Origin of the sequence: Candidatus Regiella endosymbiont of Tuberolachnus salignus, assembly GCF_964020115.1 — a bacterium.
Taxonomy (GTDB): domain Bacteria; phylum Pseudomonadota; class Gammaproteobacteria; order Enterobacterales; family Enterobacteriaceae; genus Regiella; species Regiella insecticola.
The window spans coordinates 2791672-2813091 of sequence record NZ_OZ026542.1; the positions used below are offsets into that span (position 1 = coordinate 2791672).

A 21420-nucleotide genomic window follows, 5' to 3' on the forward strand; every position below is an offset into this window, starting at 1 on the left:
AATCAATAATAGATAAACAATACCGTTATTTACTCCCGCAACAGCCCAACGATAAGCGCCAAATAGGTCAGCTGGTGGGTAGCGCCTATGCAATTGAATGCGCAGAAATCATAGAGCGCCATCCAGGGTTAGTGATATTAATCACGACAGATATGCAAAGTGCGTTACGTTTACGTGATGAAATTCCGCAATTTACCAAACAACCTATTGCTATCCTTGCCGATTGGGAAACTTTACCCTACGACAGTTTTTCTCCCCATCAGGATATTATTTCTGCGCGTTTATCGAGCCTCTATCAATTACCGATTATGAATAGCGGCGCCCTCATTTTACCCATCAATACCTTGATGCAACGGGTTTGTCCCTATCAATTTTTACAGGCTCACGCGCTCGTCATGAAGACAGGCCAACAGCTTTCTCGCGATAAGCTACGAGCACAACTTGAACAGGCGGGTTACCGTAGTGTAGATCAAGTCATTGAACACGGTGAATTTGCCAGCCGAGGAGCATTACTCGATCTCTACCCTATGGGCAGTAATGAGCCTTACCGCATTGATTTTTTTGATGATGAAATCGACAGTTTGCGCCTATTTGATGTGGACACACAGCGCACACTGGCAGAAGTAAAGCAAATTAATTTGCTACCCGCACACGAATTTCCTATCGACCAGAGTGCTATTGAATTGTTTCGTAGCCAATGGAGAGAGCACTTTGAGATACGCAGAGAGGCCGAACACCTGTATCAACAAGTCAGTAAAGGCATTTGGCCAGCAGGAATAGAATATTGGCAGCCGCTGTTTTTTAGCCAACCCTTGCCAACATTATTTAGCTATTTTCCAAACAATACCCTGCTGATCACTATCGGTAATTTAGAATCTGCCGCCACCGAGTTTTGGCGCAATCTTAATCAACGCTATGAAAGTCGGCGTGTCGATCCGATGCGGCCATTAGTCGCACCAGACAAATTATGGATCAACAGCGATACCCTTTTCTCGCAATTAAAAGCCTGGCCGCGGATACAATTAAAACAGGATAAATTAGCCACCAAAAGTGCCAATACCAATTTATCTTACCAAGCACTGCCTGAACTCGCCGTCAAGAGCGGACAAAAAAAACCGTTGGATAACCTTCACCGGTTTAGCGAAACATTTACCGGCAGTATCGTATTTTCGGTAGAAAGTGAAGGCCGAAAAGAAATTTTGCTCGATTTATTAACGCCAATCAAACTCCATCCCACCTTGATTACCCAGCTATGCCAAGCAAGCCAACCCGGACATTATTTGATGATCGGGGAAGCTGAACAAGGTTTTCTTGATCAGGAGCGGCAATTAGCCTTCATCTGTGAAAGTGATCTACTTGGTAAACGGGTTAACCGAAGGCAGCAAGATAATCGCCGTACCATCAATACCGATACCTTAATTCGCAGCTTGGCGGAATTACGTCCCGGCCAACCGGTGGTACACCTAGAACAGGGCGTAGGGCGTTATCAAGGGATGACAACCTTAGAAGCAGGCGGCATCAAAGCTGAATATTTAATACTCAGCTATGCTGAGCAGGATAAACTTTATATTCCAATATCCTCGCTACATCTTATTAGCCGCTATTGCGCTGGATCAGAGCAAGATGCGCCAATACATAAACTGGGTGGCGATGTTTGGCAACGCGCACGACAAAAAGCAGCCGAAAAAATACGCGATGTGGCGGCAGAGTTGCTTGATACTTACTCACAACGCGCTGCCAAGCCTGGCTTTCAATTTCAACAAGATCACCAACAATACCGGTTGTTTTGCCAAGACTTTCCTTTTGATACCACCCCAGATCAAGAACAAACGATCAATGCAGTCTTAAATGATATGTGTCAACCCTTAGCCATGGATCGTTTGGTCTGCGGTGATGTTGGCTTCGGTAAAACCGAGGTGGCGATGCGCGCCGCATTTTTAGCCATCGTCAATAAAAAACAGACGGCAGTATTAGTGCCAACAACCTTGCTAGCACAACAGCATTTCGATAATTTTCGCGATCGCTTTGCTACCTGGCCAGTAAAAATAGAGATGTTGTCACGCTTCCGAAGCCCGAAAGAGCAACAAGCCATTTTTCAACAAGCCTATGAAGGTAAAATTGATATTCTCATTGGCACCCATAAATTATTACAACCTCACTTGCATTGGAAAGATCTCGGTTTATTGATTGTCGATGAAGAGCATCGTTTCGGCGTACGCCATAAAGAGCAAATCAAAGCCATGCGTACTGATGTCGATATTCTTACACTGACAGCAACACCGATACCTCGCACACTGAACATGGCAATGAGTGGGATGCGAGATTTATCAATTATTGCCACTCCCCCCGCGCGACGTCTTGCGGTAAAAACCTTTGTACGTGAATACGACGAACTTTTACTACGCGAAGCGATTCTCCGTGAAATATTGCGGGGCGGACAGGTTTTTTATCTGTATAACGACGTTGAAAAAATTGAAGGCGTCGCCACAAAACTGGCGGAATTAGTTCCCGAAGCCCATATTGCTATCGGTCACGGACAGATGCGCGAACGCGATCTCGAACGTGTAATGAATGATTTTCATCATCAACGCTTTAATATTTTGGTTTGTACCACCATCATTGAAACCGGAATCGACGTTCCCAATGCCAACACCATTATTATTGAACGTGCCGACCGTTTAGGCTTAGCGCAACTGCATCAGTTACGGGGTCGCGTTGGGCGTTCACATCATCAAGCTTATGCTTATCTGTTAACGCCCAATATCAAAAGTATCAAAAGTGATGCTAAAAAACGCCTTGAAGCCATCGCTTCACTCGAAGAATTAGGCGCGGGTTTTGCTCTAGCCACACACGATTTAGAGATCCGCGGCGCAGGCGAATTATTGGGTGAAGATCAGAGTGGACAAATGACCACCATCGGCTTTTCTCTCTATATGGAAATGTTAGAAAATGCCGTTAATGCATTAAAAGAAGGGCGCGAACCCTCACTTGAAAATTTAACCCGTCAACAAACAGAAATTGAAATGCGCATGCCGGTGTTGCTGCCAGATGACTTTATTCACGATGTTAATATTCGCCTATCATTTTATAAACGTATTGCCAATGCGAGTGATGATACTGAGCTCAATGAACTCAAAGTGGAATTGATCGATAGGTTTGGCAAATTACCCGATGCAACAAACTATTTATTACAAACCGCCTCTTTGCGGAAAAGAGCGCAAAAATTAGGCATTAAACGGATAGAAAGTAATGAACAGGGAGGATTTATTGAATTTGACATCAATCATCAAGTTGATCCCGCTTATTTAATCGAATTGCTACAAAACCAACGGCATATTTATCGGTTGGACGGTGCTAGCAAACTTAAATTTATACAAGATTTAAGCAACAGAAGACAACGATTAAAATTTGTTGAAGAAGTACTTAACAACTTTGAACAACATCTTTTGTAGTGAATTTAATCAGCCGGCCAGGCCAGCTTAATCAACGCAACTATATGCTGATAATCGCGACTTTCTGGACGGTCAGCGTATTGGCTAGGAATGGTGTCGAGAAATTGATCGAGGGTGATATTAAAGCCATCGCCATGCACCCCAATAGTACCGTCTTGTCGTTTAAAAGCAGTGACTGCATGCTGACGCTGGCCAATAAGCCAAACCGTGAGGTAATGCGCGTTGCTTGCCACCCGTGCCTGGTCGCCAATCCGTGTTTTACCTTCTAGGATAACGTCACCACAGAGTTGCGCGGTGCTGAAAATGTGGCTTTGACCGGACACGGATGCTCTACCCATCACGCGGGCACGACCATAGACCCGTGCTTCGCCTTGAATTTGAGTCTGATCTCGCGCCCAGGCGCTGCCATAAATCCAAGCGTCATTAAATACACTCGCCTGGCCGTACACTCGTGCGGTGTTAGATACTTGAGCTTTATGAAATACCTTTGCCTGACCGGATATCTTTGCATCATCGTAAACATGAGCCCGACCAAAAACTTGGGCGTTATCAGCGATCCTGGCCGCGCCGAAGACCCGGGCACGACCGTAAACTGCGGCGTTATTAGCAATTTTTGCCTTAATAGAAACCCGTGCTTTGCCGTAAACTCGCGCCTCATCATAGATCCAGCAAATACCTTCCTGAGCAAGGTTGTCTTCGTGTTCAATCCAACCTCCGCAATCGCCTGCTTTCACATTATCAAAGGCATGGAGCGCTTTGATACGATACAGCGTAACGCCATCAATGCTTTGTATTTCATTGGTTAAAGTAAATTTTTTCATGTCATAGATCCCTCTAAAGTAAATATAATATAGCCAAATCAGTCTAATTTGATTCTATACCCTTCGCCTTTCAAGTTACGGCGGCGTTGGCGGCTCCCACTCATCACAGTCATGTACTGCCTGTACACTCCTGAGATTCGCTTGATTGCCGCCTTGCCGTAACTCGAAATTCATTGGGTATATGTCGTCGTCGTTTGCCGTACTGTTTGTGTTCCTCCGCATTGAATCAAATAAGACTGATTTGGTTATACGTTATTAGGAAGGTTCAAGATAAATAAGGAAAATTTGATAAAACAGAATGAGAAGTATTACACTGTCACCGTTTTGATTTTTTATATCAGAAACATTTTATAAATAATACAGAGACAATAAATGATGAAATTAACTCAATGTAGTGCTTTTCTTTTATTATGTTTTGCAAGCGTCGTTTCTGCCAACAGCCTCAAAGTAACGATGCACGAGGCTACCACCTCTGCTGAAAAGGGGAAAAATTTAGGAACGGTCACGATCACTGAAACGCCTGAAGGTTTATTATTCACCCCGGCTCTGAGTGGATTAACGCCCGGGATACATGGTTTTCATATTCACGACCACCCTAATTGCGCTCCGGGTCAGAAAGCGGGTAAAACCGTGCCAGCCCTACAAGCGGGCGGACATTTTGATCCGAATAATACAGGGAGCCACCGCGGACCTTACGATACGAAGGGGCATCTTGGTGATTTGCCCGGCTTGGTCGTCAATAGCGACGGGACGGCTACTTACCCCGTTTTAGCGCCACGTATTCAATCTCTCACCGAAATTAACCATCATGCATTGATGATCCATGTGCATGGTGATAACTATTCCGATCATCCTAAAGCATTAGGCGGCGGAGCAGCTCGCTTTGCCTGTGGAGTAATTCAATCAGAATAAATCCTGTGCATGTATTCCGCTTATGTTAAGGTAAGGCAGCTAACAGCGAAAACGTTGGCATAGCTATAAAACAGTAATCTAGTACCGTAGGACATGTTTTTTTAAATGCAGCAAATACAAATAAGGAAGATTGTATGAAAAAATTCACTGTATGTTTGACAGCATTACCCATTTTACTTTTATCAACTTCTGCTTTGGCATGGTTTGGTGACATTCGAAGTTACGATAAATACAAGTGTAAGTATCGGATGAATTCATTGGGTCATAGGGTAGAAGTTTGTGAATTGATAAGAACACCACCGGTATCTGCTTCAGCTCCTGTGTCTACTTCAACCAGTAAAGATGACAGTAGCAGCAGTAGCGATAACAATAACCGTGGCCACAATCGCGGTAGTTATGGTTACGATTATGGCTACGGTAGCTATCGTAGTTACTAATTTTTTCACCTTTAATAGCGTTTTTGCAAAATTATCCACCCATAGATAGCGAGTTAATTTGGTGGGGGAGGGATAGCGAAGCGGGCAACACGCCCGCTTATCACTCAGAAAGAAATCCTTAGGGCGCATTGTACTGTCTGCGCGCCTCCGCCTTGAATCAAATTAAACTGATTCCGGCTATACCCCCCCACTCTCTGCCGAATTTACGCCAATTTTATGCAAAATGAAAGCTATCTAAGCACGCTTACGCCCCTAACCTCCATGCAGAAAATGGCTATGTGGTCTATGCTGAAAAGCTGATTTTTCATCCTATAGTAGGGAAAAAAACATGCCATCTAAACCAACTACTCAAAATCCTGATGCTCTCACCTTAAATACAGAATGGTATATAGGTTACAACAAACACAATGCAGCGCCATCCCGCTTAGCACCTGTTGAAGATGTTATTTACGTGCATCAGGAAGATTTTCTTGCCAGAGACAGAAAAAGTTACCTCGAAAAAGTAAACAAACTGAAAGAAAATTATCCACAAATAATCCAGTCAGCGGCAAACTATCTTAAAAATGCGATTAAAGAAAAATACGGTTTAAATATTGATCCCAATAAAACTTTCTTTAACAGATTTAATTTTGCCTCCAGTTCATCTGAAACTATTACTGGCTGGGAGCATAATGATCCTCCCCTGGAATCAAAAACATTAACGGAACGGCTGTTAAGTAATTTTGGTGCCGAAGATCGCCTTGATTCCGATGCGCTCAGTGGCAACGCCGGGATTTATACTGAAGCTCGGTCAGCACGTGGATTTGGCAAACATAATGAGGTTCGCCTGTTGCCCGTTGATTTCATGAAAATAGTCACCGAAAGCAACTTTAGCAAAAAATATATCGATAAACTCAATCAATTCTGGCAAGCGAATGAAGATACTTTTCGCATCGTAAATAAAGGATTATTTATCGCTTCAGCCAAACATCAGTATGAATCAGGGGATTTATCGTCACAAGGGTTAGCGCTGATACTAAAGGCAGTGGCAGGAGATACCCTCAATGATGGAAAAATTTCCATGACCGAGCTGGAAAAAAAATTTTATGACAGCAAAAAAAACCGCCTGACTACCTTTGATATTTATGGCTACCCAGCAAACGACATGCTGTTGATTCACGGCGACAACGGAGAAATTATTTTATGCAAACCCAGTGCCAATAAAATGTTTCATGAGCTTGATAATAAACAACAGCTTAATAGCTGGGTGCTGGAACAGGCTCGAGACAATCGTAAGCGCCAGGAACTTGCCAATCACTTTTCACTCTATAATCGGCAAGACGGTAGTAGTTATAGCGGCGTTGATACGGCTCTCAAAGAGCTTGCTCAGAATCGCTGGGACAGTAAATACATTAATTATGATCCCAAACCTATTAAAGAAGACCTGTTTACCTGGTTGACGCAGCAAGCTAAAGAACGCACGGTAGCGGATACCAATACGCTGACGACCATCAATGGTGAGGTTTTCAAAGAACAACTCTTAATGAATCTAAGGCCGGCGGCAGATATAGCTGCCGTAAGCGCACTTATTTTTCCAGGGCTTGGAAGCCTGACGCTGTTGGGCATTGGCCTAACTCAGACTGAACTGGGTACCGATGAAATCCTCAACGGTGATACACAGTCACAACGCAGCCAGGGTGTCAGTGATATTATTAACGGCGGGGTTAATATACTGTTTGGCGCAATAGGAACAGAAGCACGAATTGATGAACCTGGCGTCTCAGGCCCACGAACTTTTGATGTAAATGACTCCCTGCCTGCCCCTTCAAGCGGAGCTTCATCACCGGACATACCTACAGAGGAGGTTTCAGGCACATTTATCAATCGCATGTCAGACCGTATCAATCGTATGTTAAGTCGAACTGTGGTACATGAACGAGGACTCAAAGCTATCTGGCAAAACGATATGGTTAATGGCCGAACAATTAGTGAAGCGATAGATGATATGAAAGAGAGCCTTCAAAAGGCAAAGAATGCTCTGGATACTGAACAAGGGAAAAAAATAGCAGCGGCGTATTTGGGATATGAAGATCCCAGTGAACTGACTGATATCGACATTAACAATATTAAGAAAAATATAGAATCTCTTGAAGGTACCGGAGAATGGTTGAAGAACAACGATATGAGTGTCAAGAGAGTGTCGATCCACGATCAAAAAAGAGAGGATGTTATTGCCTATTATAATCCAGCAGACAATAAAGTAGCGTTTAATGATGCGTTTTTTAAAAAGGATCCAATAGAAAGGTTACAAGTCCTGTTACACGAAAGTGTGCATGCAAGTATTCAAGTAGATGGCGCCCCCGTGCCCGATTACTATTATCTCAGAAGCCCCGTTCAAGCAGAGCAAGAGGGTGCTCCACACCCTACGACCAACAGAAGAAATGAGCAATTAAAGATATCGCAGGCCGCGTTAGGGTTCAATTATTTCACCGGGAACGGTAAGCATATATTACCCAATAATTTCATTAAAGGAATGAACGCCGATAGTATAATGCAGGCCGCGATCAGGTTTATGGAAAATCCAGCGGCTCGGCGCAGCTTATTAATGAAGAATCCAGATACGCAATCACTGTTGATCATGGAGCTGGCGGGCAAAGTACCAGGGACAATACGTCACGATGGTTTTATTCTTGGCATAGATCGCGCCCCCGCCAGTCCGGCCTATACCACATTAACATTAGAAGGAAAGAGAGTCAGACGTGATGCCGGTTTGAGTGGTGATCACAGCAAAGTTACAGAAGATCACGGTACAAAAAACAGCTTACTGCTTGAGCAGATGGCGGGATTCACTATGCAGTCCGACAGAATAAATATATCGTCTACATCAGGTATCGCCGTAGACAAAATGGCGCCGCCACTGCTGTCATACCCGCAATAGTCCAGGCCGCTATTCAACTATTGCATAGACACTGGTTCGGTCGGATTAATTACGACCGATTTTTTCAAGGCTACAATATGAGTTCTATTGAAACCATCAATCATACATTTTTAAAAGAAATACTGAGCAGTCACAATTCCCCCCTCCCCGCCATTCAAATTTGTCACATCAGAGACTTAAACATCGTCAACAGTGCTCATTATGGAAAAAAGCAAATGGGGGGAATGGAAAAAATAGATAACAACACCCTATTTCAAGCGGGTTCAATAAGCAAAACGGTCTTTTCTCTTGCGGTGATGAAATTGATTGATAGGGGAAAAATAACGCTGGATGAGGATATTAATTGCTATTTAAGTTCATGGAAGCTGCACGCTAAAAATAATAAATCTGTCTCATTGCGTCATATACTCAGTCATACCGCTGCACTGTCAGTACAGGGATTTCCTGGATATAAAAATACCGATACGCTTCCTGATCCAATACAAATTCTTAATGGTGTTACACCTGCAAACACCAATCGAGTTCAGATTGTGGGCTGCCCGGGGAAAAAATTTCAGTATTCTGGCGGGGGAACGACCATTGCACAACAAGCCATTGTTGATGTTATGCAGCAACCCTTTTCGACATTGATGCGGGAGCTCATTTTAGCGCCTACGGAGATGGACAATAGTGCCTATTTACAACCTTTACCTGCCGAAATAGCGGCAAGAGCTGCATGTGGCCATGATGAAACAGGTCGCCCGATCGCTGGAAAATATTTTGTTTATCCTGAACTAGCAGCCGCAGGGCTTTGGAGCACAGCGACCGATCTCGCTAAGCTCGGTATTGAGGTCATGAAAATATTTCATGGGCAAAAATCCAAACTGGGGCTACCGACAAATACACTGAAATCAATGCTGCAACCTCAGCTGGCGCATGAGCAATCTGCCGATCACTTCGTAGGCTTAGGATGGTTTTGCTGCCGAAATCAAGGAAATTTTTGCATTAGCCATGCCGGTCAAACTGAAGGGTTCATTGCACAACTTAGCTTAATACCTGAAAAAGGGCAGGGTATCGTGATCATGATCAACACATTAAATGGTTGGCCTATCATCCAGCGTTTACTGATTGAGGGAGGATTCAGCCCAGCCAGTATTTAATATACCCTTCGCCTTTCAAGTTACGGCTTTGTTGTCTGCGGGTGCTCGCCGAATCACGTAGTATGTCTACGCTCATCGGTCGGTCGCCCTTGCCGCCTTGCCGTAACTCGAAATTCATTGGGTATAGACCTCTTTGGAAACCTACTGCGTGACACGGATCCTGCGTTGCCCGGTGCACGCAATCCTCATTCCAACTCAAACCCCAAATAACGCTCTGGTTATCAGTAGCGTTTTATCGGGCTGTTTTCATCTTGTTGCGCTAACCAGGCCAATTTTTCCGTGATTTTACCTTCAAGGCCACGTGAGGATGGAAAGTAATAGCGCGTTTCAGTCATTTCCGCTGGAAAATAACTTTCTCCTGCGGCATAAGCCTCTGGCTCATCATGGGCATAGCGATACCCTGCTGCCAGCCCTTCTTTTTTCATTAAAAGGGTTGGCGCGTTACGCAAATGGGCGGGGACATCAAAATCAGGCTTCTCACGTGCATCCCGTAACGCAGCATTAAATGCATTATAAACAGCATTACTTTTCGCCGCACAGGACAAATAAATAATGGCTTGAGCTATTGCCCTCTCTCCTTCCGCGGCACCCACTCGAGTAAAACAATCCCAAGCCGATAGCGCCATTTGCATGGCGCGTGGATCCGCATTGCCAATATCTTCAGAGGCTATCGCCAGTAGACGACGTGCCACATACAAGGGATCACCCCCTGCGGTAATAATACGGGCATACCAATATAATGCCGCATCCGGGGCTGAGCCACGTACCGACTTATGTAATGCCGAAATTAAGTCATAATAACGATCCCCTTTATTATCGAAACGTGCACTGCGCTCACCTGCAACCTGTTGTAATAATTCAGGGGTGAGGACACGAACCCCATTGCTGTCCATTTCCGCTATGTCTGCCATCATTTCGAGCGTGTTCAGCGCAAGGCGGGCATCGCCAGCAACCCAGTTTGCTATCATGCAAGCGGTCTCGTCAGGCAAGATAATATTTTTTCCACCATAACCACGCAGACGATCGGTCATCGCCTGATGCAATACTTTCTTTATTTCAGCGGCGGTTAAAATTTTAAGTAAATAAACCTTGGCACGTGAAAGCAGCGCCGAGTTCAACTCAAATGAGGGGTTTTCCGTTGTGGCACCAATAAAAATGAGGGTGCCGTTTTCTATATAGGGTAAAAAAGCATCTTGCTGGCTTTTATTAAAACGGTGAACTTCGTCAACAAAAAGTAGCGTACGTCGCCCCATGTCACGATTGTGCTGTGCCCGTTCGACAGCTTGCCGGATCTCTTTAACCCCCGCGGTGACCGCCAACAGACGTTCTACCTCAGCATTAGCATAACGGGCAATCAGCTCTGCCAGCGTTGTTTTACCTGTCCCCGGTGGTCCCCAGAGGATCATGGAATGTAATTGCCCTGCTTCGATAGCACGAGGGAACGCTTTACCCGGCGCTAACAAATGACGTTGGCCAATATACTCGGCTAACGTTGATGGGCGCATACGTGCGGCTAATGGCTGGAATTTATTTTGGGAAAAATCTAATGGCAAATTACTCATGTTAATACACCTTTAAAATACATTTGTATCTGCGGTTATCTTCATCAATTTTTGCCTGCTAGAGAGGATTTAAGCCTGCACCGCCAGCCAAAGCTTATTAAGCTGTGTTTGCAGCGCATCATGATGAAATGCAACCTGCTCTGTAGAAGCAAAACCCGACATCGCTTCAACCATGTAATCAATCAGCATGTGATCAATACCGCTGAGAGCAAGTTGAAATGCGCCGACGGTGATCATTTCTATTTTGGAGGCTAATACACCTGTCGCTGAAGGCGCATAATGATGTTTTATCGTGACACTGTCACTCTGATCGGCGCCATCAATCGACACGATCAGATCATTAGCCTGTCTTTTAAATCTAAGATCCTCTTTGCTAATATCAGCGCCAATGAAACATAGCCGATCCTCTCCACCACTATCAGTGATCGTATCCTGGCCGTCTCCACGGCGATAGTGATAAACATCATCGCCATCGCCTGCTATCAGCGTATCCTGGCCTTTACCGCCGATGAGAATATTATTAGCTGTTTCAACGATGATCACATCATCCCCTTCCCCGCCTTCCAGCGTATAGCCCCCGATACTGCGGGCAATAAAAATATCATTTCCTGCCAGTAAGTTAATCTTGTTAGTCGTCAGCGCGGTCTCGTGATACAGCATAATAATGTCATCACCCGCGCTAAACTGCACCTGCCCCAAAGAGACGCCACCCTGATCGTTACAAATTAACGGCTGCAATGCCTTGTTTTCATCTTGCAACCAGAGATGGCGATAATGTGGATGTTGCATAAAATTAAGCAGACGGATACGGGGGTGTAGGGCTGGCGCATGACGATGACTGAGTACCATATCTTCACCCTCTCGCGTCAGACGAGTCTCTTTAAACTGCCAGGGCAATAACAAGATGTCCTCTGCCGGATCGCCATCGGTTGAACGACCATCATCATAGTTGTTAATGGTGATATCTCCCTGCTCAAGGCCAATCATATAGTGATCGGCTCCCCCCCTCCCCACCAGATGATCTTTACTGTGAGCACTCAGTAACGCGTTAGCGTTATCATCTCCTTCCAGCTGATTGGTAAATTTTGTGCCTACCAGCGCCAATTGAATAAAACCGGGTAGCATGATGGCACTGGTCTTTTTTGCACCATTAGATCCAGCAATGTTGACATTAACCTGTCCTTGCCCCCCCTTGCTACCTACGCGCAGATGAACCTGTATGTTTTCAGCTCTCTCACCCTGAATACGTTGCTGCCAATGGCGATCACGTTCAGGTTTATATTGTGCTGTTAAGTAAGGCAACCGCCCGCCACCGTCTACCTGATGCTGAAGGATCACCGCTGGCCATTCAGTGATAACCAGCCCGTCACGGGTAGATAAATGATAAATGTGTTGACGCCTTCTCTGTTTATTTTCAGTGGGGCTGTACATTGCCTTTAATATCAGGGTAGTAAGCCGCCCCTCATCATTACGCAGTCTGATCCAAATATCCTGCTCTTGTAGTGTGATTGATGCGATTTGCTCTGCTTTATAATCAAGGAGTATGTTGCTAATTTCCGGCAAGTCCTGCGTTTCCTCCACCATTATTGCCACATTTCTAACCCCGTTATTTTGCAAAATGTGATAACTGTCTATGCCTCGCCCTCCCGAAGCTAAACCTGCCTGCAACGTTAAAATATCATTGCCATCGTTGCCAATCAGGGTGTCTTTTCCCCCCATGCCATTGAGAATGTTGTTGCTGTTATCACCTACTAATATGTCGTTGGTGTCACTATGCCCGTAGGCGTGTTCGATATTGCGTAGCTCAGCAATAATTTCTTTGCTTTGTACATATTTTGCCTGACCTACCTCAAGGTTGATGCTATACCCCTCCCCGCTAACCGGTTTAGCTGCTGCGATGATGGCATCAGCCTGATCGGTCGAGGTCAGCGCGTCTCCTCCGTCCAGCACACTGGGTTGATCAGGCGTCGCTTTACCCATCAGCAGGAAACGGTCTGCCTGCTGCCCGCCAGTAAACTGTTTTCTTCCTGCCGCTACGTCGAAATGATTTATTTGCTGTCGGTGACCAATAGCACTATCGTTACCCTCGCCCAGGCGAAACCAGGCGATAGTCTCCTTCACCAGGATGGAACTAAAAGTATGTGCATTGACTTCACCTTGCTTATTAAGCGACAACAACACCGCTTGACCATCAGTATCTGTGCTGATGCCAAGAATAGGTTGTTCGCCAGTCGCTAATAAATTGGCGCGATAGACTGGGATCTGGCCATTGTTCTGACGCCCGTTATCATCAATCTCATCACGGAATACCCCTTCTTTTCCTCCGTAAGAAATGCTATAGCTGCCATCATGCTGTATCACGACCAGATCAGCATAACCATCCGCATTGATGTCATGCAACTGCACCCGCGGACGGTCAAAATTAGCCAGTAGTTTTTTAACCGAGCGATGAGATTGCTTGGCTATCTTTTTAAATGGCTCCCACAAAAAATTGTCGGTTTTACCCAACAGGATGTGTAATTCACCTTCTTGCGTAATGGAGACAATATCGTCACAACCATCACCATCGATATCCCCCGAGAGGTGATGAATATAGTCATGCCCGCGGCGTTCATGTAATGCCGACACTGGTACCCTAATCGCCGAGGTAAACTCACCGTCAGTACTACCGTAATTAATACTGATATGATCGCCAATAAAGGACACTAAATCAGCATGTAAATCACCATCAATGTCTGCCAAAACAGTTGTTGCCTGCAATTGCAATAGAGCAGGAAAATTTATCTTGGGTTTTTTGATAAGAAACTTATTATTTTCTTGCGCCAACAAAATATGCACCGGCTGTTGCTTGCCCGCTTTGACAACAATATCGTCACGACCATCGTGGTTGAGGTCTCTGACAAAAAGTCGGGGTTTTATCAGATTTTTTGCTGCATTTCGATAGATTGATGTCATTTCTTCCATTTGCTCAATCCGCTGGCTCTGAGCATAGCCCCCTTTTTTATCGGCCAGTAACAGATAAACCCCCTGTGGAGAAAAATAGCCGATATCACGCCAGCCATCGCCATTAAAATCCCCCATGACACTGTGATCCCCTGTGTTGTAATAGATAGGATCTTGATTATTGATGTATATTTTTATTTTTTCTCCATCAATATCATCAAATTGGCCTACTTTTTTTCGCTGTCCCATAAAGCATGCTTTAAGGATCTGGTCAGAAATATGGCCATTATCATTAACGCTATCATCGGTACCGAGCAGCTGTTGTTCAGGGGTGTAATAGCGGTGTTCACTGCGGATTACTGACAGTTTCCCCAATTCGGGTAAGTACTGATTATGCGCATGTTGCTGTCTATATTTAGACAGTGCACTGACCATCATCACCTGGGCACGCTCACGAGAAAGCAGGTGATCACGTATAATGTGTTCCCTGCCCGCCAGATCCTTGGCCACTATTTTCCAGTAGTCATGCTGTTGTAACTTGATCTGGCCGCGGGTGCTGTAAAGCACATCGATATTTCCATTAGACAGCAGTATCTTCTCGGCTTGCTCTTTCAGTAGACGATCATATTGCTGGCGTGCCTGGGTTGTCAGTTGATTAAAATTCAACCTGTTGGTTACCCTGCTATCCAGCCCCTCCCCGGTGAAAACGCGCCAGCCGTTGCTCAGTATTTCCATAAAATTCAATTTGACATGGTTTTGTATCTCTTCTATTTGACGAGCGGCAGCATAGATTTCTGCTCCCAATATCATGCCTGCCCCAATAATCATGCTCACCGGCGCTGCAACAGAAGCCGCGGTACCGCCTAGCGCGAAAGCAATGGCACTGCCTATGCTAATTGCCGCCCCTACTACGGCGAGTGAGCCGCTCACCATGAGATCCTGTCGTATTTTGGCATCGCCTATAGCCGCCTGGGCACGAAATAATCGCTGCGCTTGGAAAATATCAAAACCGCTGGATAATCCGCCTAATATCGGCCCGCCAAATCTAACGAGCTTGGATCCGGCACTGGCGCTTATTTGGCCGAGGCGAGAGCCTGGGATCATTCCGTTCGCCAAATAGCCACCCAGTTTACCCAGGCCATATTGCGTGATATCAATCGCTATATTTGAAACAAAAGAAGCCATCGCCAAATTTCTTTCAAACGTTAAGTCAACCGGTAAATCAACCGATTGAACAGCATTTTCTTCTGACGTCCGAGCGTTGCCATTAATCCTGTCATTGTACCTCTTCAAATCATAAAGCCCGCGTAGGTAGCCGTATCCCTGCATCCCTACCCCTGCACGACGACTAAACTTTATCGCCCGTCGCCAACCTGACGTGTTGCTGATATTTTTTAGTATCAGTGGCACCAAAGGGAGGCTATTTAGTACCCCATTAAAGGCGCGTGCTAACCTTTTTGGCGGCTGATGAGAAGGGAGATCTTGCTGGAATGAGGGAGCCTGATGAAATTCGCTCAATGAGCTGTGCAACGCCATCAATGCCGGATGCGCCTTTCTTGCTTTGGCAATATCGATTTTATAAGTGTCAAACAAATAGTGATCATCTTGTTGCTTAACCGCATAATATTCCGCTCGAGTTTGCTGCTCTTCTGGATGAATTTTACCCGAGAGATAATTTTTTAACGCCGCGTCCAGTACCTGGCGGTTTTTTATCACATCAGAGCCACTCACCCTCATTTCCCCCACCGTAGGATCATACAAAAAATAGCTGTGTCGCCCTTCTTGATAACGGCTCAACAACATCAATACATGGTGGCCGGTTTTTAATAAATAGGCGCCTTCATCATGACCAACAGCATCAGCAGGGAGGCGAGTCAATATCCCTTGCTGATTGAAATCAATGGCGGTCAATTGATGGAATTTATCGCGAAATTGCTCCCTTTGCTGGAGGGGGATATCAGGAAGATTGCCCGCTACGCTCTGTTCGTTAGTCATGGCATGTGTTACCAAGCCCTGAAAAAAACGCTGAATTTCAGTTTCTCCTAAGCTGTGAGCATTCAGCCAGGCGAGCCCTAGCACCGTGGCGGCGGCTCGCGCACGGGCGCTTTTATTGCTAATAAACAGCCCTTGCGGAGAAAGTTGTGTCTGAATTTCTACCCCGGATCGGCGATTATCGGCGCTGGCGATCTGCCAAGCAGCGAGACTGTTTGCCTGGCTGGTATTCCAGTGTTGGCTTTGTTGTCGTGCTCGCTGGCCGCTTAATGCATTTAGCTGTGAATGAGCGCCCTGTAGTTGTAACAGTTGATCAACCTGGTAACGCCACCGCTGATAGTGTTTATCGTCAAAAACGGTGAGCATGACTTGTTTTACGTCCAAGGATAACGTCGCCAAGCTGCCTACAGATCTTGCAGATAGGTGATGGTCTGTTAAATGAAAAGAATCTGTCAGATCACGGCGTTGCTGGCCATCCAATGCAGCATAGCTGATCTCACCGTCCGCCAAGCTATCAACCAGCACCAGAGCCCGTTTTAAGCGCAAGGTCAGATCACTGGCGGCGATTAATTGCCCCTGTTTATTCCAACTCAATACTAACTTGTCATCACCGCTGGTCTCTTGCCAGCCGCCTGCTCTCCCTGCTGTGCGTTTTTGGCCGTACTCATTGACCAGCAAGCGCGTTTTGCGTGCACCAATATCCGCATAAATCCCTTGCTTAGCCAGTAATAAGCCAAATTTTTTAGCATAGCCACCGGTCTGCCCTGTCTCGTCAACCAATGAACAACCGACCAGGCTCAGGTAGTTAGGCACAGCATGGATGCCATAATCGCGGTGAAGCTGAGTACTCAGCTGGCTTATTTTTTCGGCTAGCCCAGCAGGATCATATCCCGCCAGGGTTTGATGGTTAATGTGGTTGATCCCACCACGGCCATGCCCCACCACTTGCCAGCGCAGATTACCCTTCAATCGCCGCAACGAACCGTAAATAACACGATAATTACCGCTATTATCCAGCTGAACCAGTACCGATTTATTGGGATGCTTAGCCGCCAGTTTGGCGGCAGCATCTCTGACTTCGCTGTCATCTTCAAGCTGAAGAATCAGTTGGCTATCAAAACGAGTGGTAGTGCGTGGGCTAAGGTGAAAAAATGTGGCTTTTTCCCATTGATCAACATCATGATTGCGCCACACCGCATGAGGATCACTGAGTCCTCGGCGGTAAGCCTCCTCCACATTGTCGTAAACACTGCGCTGCAAGGGGTTGTCTGCTCGAATAACAAATTGATTATGTTCATCGATACCAACCACCGGCAGTCTCAAACGGTGAGCAATACCCGGCAAAAATCGCCCCCGGCCAGGATTAGATAAAAAAAGCGTATCATCGGCAATGGCGACAAATTTTTCGCCACTCGGCAACGAGGTTAACCTTTCCTCCGCCAGATTATTTGCCACACTTTTATTGTACATCGTGCTCCAAGCGGAGACGTTCTTGCCCAGCGCAATGACTTTCATGCCTTTTTCACAAGCGGCAGCAAATAATTTTTCCAGATCAAGGTTGCGCAGCACCATCTGTAAATACATTGGCATCTGCCTGGTACGCTGGTAATCATCAATAAACGACTGTGTTATGCCACGCAAGGGTAAAGCCAGGGTGGTCACCCCCAATGCTTTTAGTGTCTCCAGCTGTGGAATAATCAGATCACGCCGATCTAACAAACCCAATTGTAGATTCATCAACAAGCCCCGTCGCCCATCAAGCAACAGCGCCAATTGCGCTTTTACATCGTTTTGTTGCTGTAGCCTTTGATTGAGTCGGATCAATGCTTCATCTGAATATTGCCTGTCCCAGGCCACTATATCGGTATGATAAATACTGTGATAAGTCTGCTTGATGCGTAGCAAACGGATTTTTTGCTGTGCGCGCAAATAAGCTCTGCTGGCATATTTATCTAACACTTTATATTCATCATTATAATGATGTTGCTCGGCGTGGAGCGCCAATAACAGCGGAACAATCACCTTTGTCGCCACTTTTTGCTGAAAATTTAATGCGTATAATTCTTCAACGCTATAGCCGACGTGGATCCATTTTTTTGTGCGATCGATCGCAATTTTTTTCAGTAATCCCTTTCCCTGTACTGCTGATAGTTCAGTGTCAAAATCTTTCAGTTTTTCGGTCAACGGAATATGAAAGACAATATCAAAGCCCAGATTATTTTCATCCGATGCGGCGCCAGCAATCCCTTGTTTTGCTAGGAAGTAATAATCTTTTTTCATCCCACGGATAAGAAAATCCATTAAAATCGGCCGAACATAAGCAGGCTCATTGAATACCATTTGATACACATCAGTCGCCAGTGCCGGTTGTATTTGGGCAATATTAACAATCGCCTGATGAATATATTTTTTCTCATCCGAGGTAAATAGCACCTTATCGATTTGATCATTCAGCGTTAAAAAAGCGGGATTTCGCTTAGAATTCGGATAGAGGCGAATATAAAATTGAATCTGATTTTTCAAAATAAAAGCGGTTTCGATCTGCTCAGTGTTTGATGTCAATGGATGCTGTAATTTAGCGAGAGAATGCTGTATCTCTTTATAAGATTGGCCAATGGTTTTACCAAATACCGCGGCCTGCACCTCTAATTCATTGATGGAAAAGACGCGATGACGAAATAACGCTGAAGTTGCCTCCTCTGGCAGATTATTCGGCCAGGTTAAGTTATTTTTTTTCCATTGCAGTATTCTGATCATCTCCGCCGCGTTTGGCCTACGCTGCGCGCGCGCTATTGCCTGCTGGTAAATGTTGAGCTGTGCTGAATCGGAAGGCGACGGGCGGTTTAAGCTGGCTAAGGCTTTGACCATCTCGATATTTCCCTGATCGATAGCCAGCATCAAGGCGTTAGCGGAATCATCTTTAGCCTGATACGCCAATAATACCTTCACCATTCTGCTATCTTTTGACAAAACCGCCTGTTCCAACACCGTGGTTTTGGTCAATAAACGGGTATTAAATAAATCTCGGGTCAGCACATTTTTTTCATTCGGATCAGCCCCGGCAATCAATAACTCCCTGAGGATCTCAATGTTTTTATGGGCAACCGGATGATACAGCACATTATAACGCCCCGGATCTTGATAATCCGCCAAGGGATGTCGGGCTAATAACAGTCTGATTAACGCCGTTTGATTTTTTCTTAGTGCCAAAAATAAAGGATTCTCATGGTGCCCGTATTGACTCTGCGTTAAACCGATTTCTTTTCGTTGCAGCAACAACTGCGCCATGTACTTATCTTCATATTCGATAGCACAAATCAATAAGTTACCTAGAATACCGGCATGGCTGATCGGGGGGCTCTTCGGGGCTGCCAGGCTCTGCTTAATGATGATTTCTAACAGTAGACGCCTTGGTTCAATATCCTCGGCAGTCCAAGGATTTGCTGCATCATAGGATATTCTCTGATACTGATTATTAAACCAAATAATATAATTTTGAATATAAACTGCAGCGCGATAATTATTCCGCTGTTCAAAAAAATAGCCTATTTCTGTTGTATTCATCGCCGGCAATAAATCAACAGAAATGGTGGCCAGTTTTTCATCAGGCAGTGTTAACAGTACTGGCATCAATGGATTGGCTGTTAACGTTTTAAACCATTCAATATGACGCTGAGCATAATCAATACCGCCCTCATCACCCAATTTCAGAAAAAACAGCGCAATATCTGAAGGGGACGCGGCCTGTAACAAATCCGCTGGGATCTCAGCCAATTGATCGCCGGGACGTTTTAATAGCACCGGCATTAATGGGTTGATGGCTAATGTTTTGAACCATCCACTATGACGTTTAGCATAGGCAATACTTTCTTCTTCCCCTAGCGTTGAGAAAAATAAGGCGATGTCTTTCGGCTCTGCTGCATGGAGGTATTTAGGATCAAGTTGGCTTAGCCAGTACGCATCTTGGTCGCTGGCTTGCCGCAAGATCCCCATGAGCTGCCCTGAGGCCATTTGATCAACATAGTGGCTGTATTGCTTTAAGTGAGTCATATCCAGCGGATTTAATTTACCTTGCTGTTCTTGCCAAAATAAATCCCCTATCCGCTGGATCTTATTTCCTTTACCGTCATCCTCTAAGGTTTCTATTGACCAGTCTGGCCAGCTACTTTTGGGCAATGAACGCGCTAGCCGAGAGAGTTGTTTGGCCATATCGACCTGCAATAAGGTGATATCTTTGCGTAATTGATAGTGCCCCTCTGGCGCCTCCTCAATAAGAGAAGAGAGATTGATCTCGCCGTAGCCCGGCCGCATATCAGTGACAACGTCACGTATTAAGCCAAACTCTTGCAGGTGATCAGACGAATTTTGCGGAAGAAAGTTACGCAGATGCGCCCTATAGTGTGTAGCCAGCTGATAAGTCAGATGATAGGGGGTAACCGCCGCCATTAACGCTTGCTGACAAGCTTGGTAGTTTTGTCGATCCATCTGCATAAATTTTGTGTGTGGATCCTGACTGGGAGGGATATTGAGTTCTTCATTAAATTGATCAAGATAAAAATTAAAGGTGTGTACGCTGGCTCTGTAATAGACGGGTATCGCCTCACCACTGGTAAATTCAGTGACCACACTATGCGCGATTTTCAATCTGATAATAGCCATTTTGCTTAACAGATCGCCTGATGGCGTACTCAAGCTAAGTTTAGTATTCAGGATGTAGCTTTGAACGCCAGAGCCACACCACTTAATTTTTTTTGCCAATTCACAAATTTCATCTAATTTTTTTTCCAGAGCAACCGAGCTTGCTGCTACCGGCGGCTTTTCTATACCCTCCCCCGCTAGCAAAAGTTGAGCAATCTCCTCCATATGTCGTTTTGCGTAATAAAGACTATGCAGATAAGTCACATCAACGTTATCGGCAAAGAGACCAAGCTTAAATTGGGTTAACATCTCCTGAACTGTGGCCTTCAGCCCGATTTCCGAGGTGATAATGCCAAGCCCTTTATCCGGACTATATTGGTTATAAAATCGGATGATATTATCAATAGCCTGCTGATATTCTTTTTTGAATTGAGGGTAATCTGCCGACTGTTTAAAGGCATGTATTTCAATGGCACTGTGATGGTTATAGTAAATGGGGGCGGGCAAGGGAACGGTTGTTGAAGTGTGCATTTTGGGCATCGCAGGCATCCTTAGTCTGCTTAGTATATACCCTTCGCCTTTGAAGCTGCCGCGTTGTTGGCTGCGA

Annotated in this window: 9 protein-coding genes; 5 read left to right on the plus strand and 4 right to left on the minus strand. The window is 45.3% G+C overall.

What is annotated here, in order from left to right; translation table 11 throughout:
• Positions 1-8 precede the first annotated feature (8 nt).
• Positions 9-3452: a transcription-repair coupling factor gene (gene mfd, locus AACL30_RS14020; RefSeq protein WP_339058489.1), complete on the plus strand. Its 3444-nt coding sequence runs from the start codon at positions 9-11 to the stop codon at positions 3450-3452.
• A gap of 5 nt (positions 3453-3457) precedes the next feature.
• On the opposite strand, the gene AACL30_RS14025 is transcribed toward mfd, so the two are convergent.
• Positions 3458-4273 carry a hypothetical protein gene (locus AACL30_RS14025; protein ID WP_339057035.1) on the minus strand — a complete coding sequence of 272 codons (816 nt, stop codon included), beginning with the start codon at positions 4271-4273 and terminating at the stop codon, positions 3458-3460.
• Positions 4274-4648: 375 nt separating this feature from the next.
• Here AACL30_RS14025 and sodC point away from each other — a divergent pair, with 375 nt between their 5' ends.
• The 4 genes from sodC to AACL30_RS14045 all read left to right on the plus strand — a co-directional run bounded on the left by sodC (position 4649) and on the right by AACL30_RS14045 (position 9678).
• A complete protein-coding gene (gene sodC / locus AACL30_RS14030; protein ID WP_339058490.1) occupies positions 4649-5185 on the plus strand; it encodes a superoxide dismutase [Cu-Zn] SodC in 537 nt (178 codons plus the stop codon).
• A gap of 248 nt (positions 5186-5433) precedes the next feature.
• Positions 5434-5622: a hypothetical protein gene (locus AACL30_RS14035; protein WP_339057036.1), complete on the plus strand. Its 189-nt coding sequence runs from the start codon at positions 5434-5436 to the stop codon at positions 5620-5622.
• A gap of 328 nt (positions 5623-5950) precedes the next feature.
• Positions 5951-8539 (plus strand): dermonecrotic toxin domain-containing protein, encoded by a 2589-nt coding sequence (locus AACL30_RS14040; protein ID WP_339057037.1) that lies wholly within the window; start codon positions 5951-5953, stop codon positions 8537-8539.
• A 77-nt stretch (positions 8540-8616) separates the two neighbouring features.
• Positions 8617-9678 carry a serine hydrolase domain-containing protein gene (locus AACL30_RS14045; RefSeq protein ID WP_339057038.1) on the plus strand — a complete coding sequence of 354 codons (1062 nt, stop codon included), beginning with the start codon at positions 8617-8619 and terminating at the stop codon, positions 9676-9678.
• Here the strand turns inward: AACL30_RS14045 and AACL30_RS14050 are convergent.
• From AACL30_RS14050 to AACL30_RS14060, 3 genes are all read right to left on the minus strand, one after another.
• Positions 9659-9796 (minus strand): hypothetical protein, encoded by a 138-nt coding sequence (locus tag AACL30_RS14050; protein WP_339057039.1) that lies wholly within the window; start codon positions 9794-9796, stop codon positions 9659-9661. The two genes, AACL30_RS14045 and AACL30_RS14050, sit on opposite strands and share 20 nt — an antisense overlap.
• 103 nt (positions 9797-9899) lie before the next feature.
• A complete protein-coding gene (locus AACL30_RS14055) occupies positions 9900-11240 on the minus strand; it encodes a replication-associated recombination protein A (protein ID WP_339057040.1) in 1341 nt (446 codons plus the stop codon).
• 69 nt (positions 11241-11309) lie between these two features.
• Positions 11310-21344, minus strand: coding sequence for a C80 family cysteine peptidase (locus tag AACL30_RS14060; RefSeq protein WP_339057041.1), 10035 nt, complete (start codon positions 21342-21344; stop codon positions 11310-11312).
• Between the last annotated feature and the right edge of the window lie 76 nt (positions 21345-21420).

Excerpts from the sequence above, each read along its gene's own strand:
- AACL30_RS14025 (WP_339057035.1), bottom strand. The coding sequence starts at position 4,273 with ATGAAAAAATTTACTTTAACCAATGAAATACAAAGCATTGATGGCGTT.
- sodC (WP_339058490.1), top strand. The coding sequence starts at position 4,649 with ATGAAATTAACTCAATGTAGTGCTTTTCTTTTATTATGTTTTGCAAGC.
- AACL30_RS14035 (WP_339057036.1), top strand. The coding sequence starts at position 5,434 with ATGAATTCATTGGGTCATAGGGTAGAAGTTTGTGAATTGATAAGAACA.
- AACL30_RS14040 (WP_339057037.1), top strand. The coding sequence starts at position 5,951 with ATGCCATCTAAACCAACTACTCAAAATCCTGATGCTCTCACCTTAAAT.
- AACL30_RS14045 (WP_339057038.1), top strand. The coding sequence starts at position 8,617 with ATGAGTTCTATTGAAACCATCAATCATACATTTTTAAAAGAAATACTG.
- AACL30_RS14050 (WP_339057039.1), bottom strand. The coding sequence starts at position 9,796 with ATGAATTTCGAGTTACGGCAAGGCGGCAAGGGCGACCGACCGATGAGC.
- AACL30_RS14055 (WP_339057040.1), bottom strand. The coding sequence starts at position 11,240 with ATGAGTAATTTGCCATTAGATTTTTCCCAAAATAAATTCCAGCCATTA.
- AACL30_RS14060 (WP_339057041.1), bottom strand. The coding sequence starts at position 21,344 with ATGCACACTTCAACAACCGTTCCCTTGCCCGCCCCCATTTACTATAAC.